Raw genomic sequence first — 2,815 nt, 5'->3', positions numbered from 1 at the left:
ACCGAATTGCGCAGGATTTTCGTTTGCCTTCGAGGAGCGTCGCCGGGAGCATAGCGGGGCTATGTGACCGGCGCCGCGACGAAGAAGGCGAGCGAAAAGACCAGCAAGGCGGTATGAGCTTTGACAGAATTCGCCTAAAGACCGCCCCGCAGGACAACAGAGCAGGACGACTGACAGCAAGCCCCCACTGAAGCCAGAAGATCAGGCTCGACAACAGGGCACTCCCCGGTCAACATCGGCAATTTTTTGCTTGATCTCGCCCGAGCTACCATGCAGCAGATTGACGCCCGCGAGCTGATTCGAACGGTCCTTCCTGACCTGCGCACCACGCGCCATCAGATCGAGACGGTACTCAAGGAGCGAATCGAGGCCTGCCGCGATGAGGAAGAGCGCAGACGTCTCAATGCGTTGCAGGACGAGTTGTCGCTGGAGATGATGATGATCCGCATGAACCTTGATCACCTGCTTAAGCGCTATGACGATCAGCTCAAAGCAGTGAGTCGAGGTGAGCAGGATTTCAGCAGTCCGTTGCTGACCCTGGATGACGCTGAAGCTAAAGCCATCGAGCACGCGAAGCGCTTCTCCGTCCGTGCTCGCCAACTGCAAGTGGGGTGACGCATTCTCCGCATCCGGGGGTGCTACTTACTGCGTCAAGCTGTCCTGCATCGGCTTCGAGCGTGGGCGTATGCCGGAAGGGCGGAGCATGAGACTCGCGGCAGAAGCAAGGCCGGCGATTGCGGCTCACGAGACTGTGTAAGGACGCACGCTGGAAATCCCCACGAGACAAGCTTTTCTAATGGCCTTGACGTCGAGCAGCATGAGTGTTCTAAGGCGCTCCTTGGCTCGCCTTGGGACAGACCGAGATTGGCTACATTGAGAACACTTCGCCCTTTGGCTCGTTTGCAACTTGTGAGCCTGTTGCTCGTCCTTGCATTCGGCTCCAGCTCGTCTGCCTTCGCTGAGCAAACCTACGGACCGGTGCGATCGGGCGAGACGCTTTGGGGGATCGCTGGCAGCCTCTACGTCGACGCTGGACTGACGCGGGATCAGATCATGTTGGCGCTCTGGGAAGCCAATCCGGAGGCCTTTTCACCTCCTTGTAATCTGAACGGCGTCTTGCGCGTCGGCGCACTGTTGCGTGTGCCGCTATTGGGGCAGGTTAGGCGACGGGACGCGGTGGCGGCCAGCACGATGGTTGAGCGCCAGGCGGAGCAGTGGGCTGAGCAGCGAAGGGGCGGCGACCAGATCAGCTGTCCAGCCACCGCGGAGCATGCGAGTCTGTCGGTTGCGGCGGCGGGTGCCGAGCCTGGAGCCCGCGAATCGATTGATCTCGATGATCGATCAGCGCGCGCTATGTCGCCCGTCGCGCCTGAAGAATTCGAAGCGCCCGAGGCCTCAGATAGTACGAAAGCACCCGAGATCGCCAAAGAGGACGCTCTCGAGGCTCGTCCAGTATCCGAATCTCCATCAATCTCGGTGCAAGTCCAGCCGTCGAGCGCTGAAGGATCAATATCCGCGAAGCCGGAGCCAAAGCCGGAGTCGGAGCCAGAACCAGAATCAGAACCAGAACCGCAACAGGAGCCAGACAGACAGGCCAGCGCTATGGCTGACGATGGCTCCACCTCGGGGCGGCCCGCTGATCCGGAATCAACAGCGTTGAATGCTAGCGAGCAAGCGTCTTTGAGTGCGACTGGGTCTGAGGGGCCCATTCGACAGCAGGCGGTCACCGCAAAGGGCGGCGGCGAGGGTGGTATTGCACCGGAGGGGGCACGGGCACCGGTCTGGGTGCTGATTGCGCTCTTTCTATCACTGATCACTGCAGCGATGGTGCGTTGGGAGCAGCGCTGGGCGATCAGTGGTGGCTCATTCAGCGCAAGCGCTGCGCTTGGGGCTGCAGTACGGCTGCCAAGACGTGCGGTGCTCCTGATCTCGACGGCTCAAGCGGAGCTGTATGTGCTGCTCCTGATGGCGACGTTAGCAGGATTTTTCGGTGCTTTTGTCACGGTGTTGTTCCGCGAGGGGATTCGGTTATTGGAATGGCTCGTCAGTGGTCAAGAGAAGGGCTTGGTTGCCGCGGCGATTGCACTAGAGCCCTGGCAGCGACTGTTGCTGCCGGTGGCTGGTGGGCTGCTGGCGGGTCTGATTCTGCAGCAAGTTGGCGGTTTGCTGCGAGGCCGCAAGACCACGGACTACATGGAGGCAGTGGCCGTTGGCGACGGCTGGATCAGCGTGCGCCATAGCCTCGTGAAGGCCGGCTCATCGTTGGTGACCGTTGCCTCCGGCGGCTCGATCGGTCGCGAGGGCGCGATGGTCCAGTTGGCCGCAATGGTGGCCTCGGCGATGGGCCGGATCAGTCGCTTCCCGCGCGATCGCTTACGGTTGCTCGTGGCCGCTGGTGCTGCCGCGGGGCTCGCATCGGCCTACAACGCGCCGATCGCGGCGACGCTGTTCGTCGCTGAGATCGTGCTCGGTTCGATCGCGTTGGAGCATATCGGTCCGCTAATTATCGCTGCGGTGATCGCGAATACTACTGTCCATGAGATCCTCGGCTATGCGCCGGTCTACCAGATCCCAGCGTTTAGCTTGGTCAGCGATTGGGAGCTCGCGCTCTATCTCATGCTAGGCATTTTAGCCGGCCACTTGGCGCCGATGTTCCTGAGCCTATTGGAACGCTCGCATCAGCTCTTTGGTCGGCTGCCGATGCCCTTGGCCGGGCGCATGGCGCTTGGGGGATTGGTCGTCGGCGCCATCTCCGTCTATGAGCCTCAGGTTTGGGGCAATGGCTACAGCGTGGTCAACGCGGTGTTGCAGGACC

At 61.2% G+C, this 2,815-nt stretch carries 2 protein-coding genes; one reads left to right on the top strand and one right to left on the bottom strand.

Translation table 11 applies throughout. The features are described from left to right. Positions 1-201 precede the first annotated feature (201 nt). Positions 202-606, bottom strand: a complete 405-nt coding sequence (locus tag ACY693_RS17755; protein WP_462323139.1) for a hypothetical protein — start codon at positions 604-606, stop codon at positions 202-204. A 303-nt stretch (positions 607-909) separates the two neighbouring features. On the opposite strand from ACY693_RS17755, the gene ACY693_RS17750 reads away from it, so the two are divergent. Next, positions 910-2,815: FimV/HubP family polar landmark protein (locus ACY693_RS17750; RefSeq protein ID WP_462323138.1), on the top strand; the 1,906-nt coding region annotated here is incomplete at its 3' end.

The sequence above is a fragment of the Halochromatium sp. genome (assembly GCF_054919635.1).
Note: the sequence above shows the minus strand (reverse complement) of the source record. Positions and strands in the feature narration are given on the sequence as shown.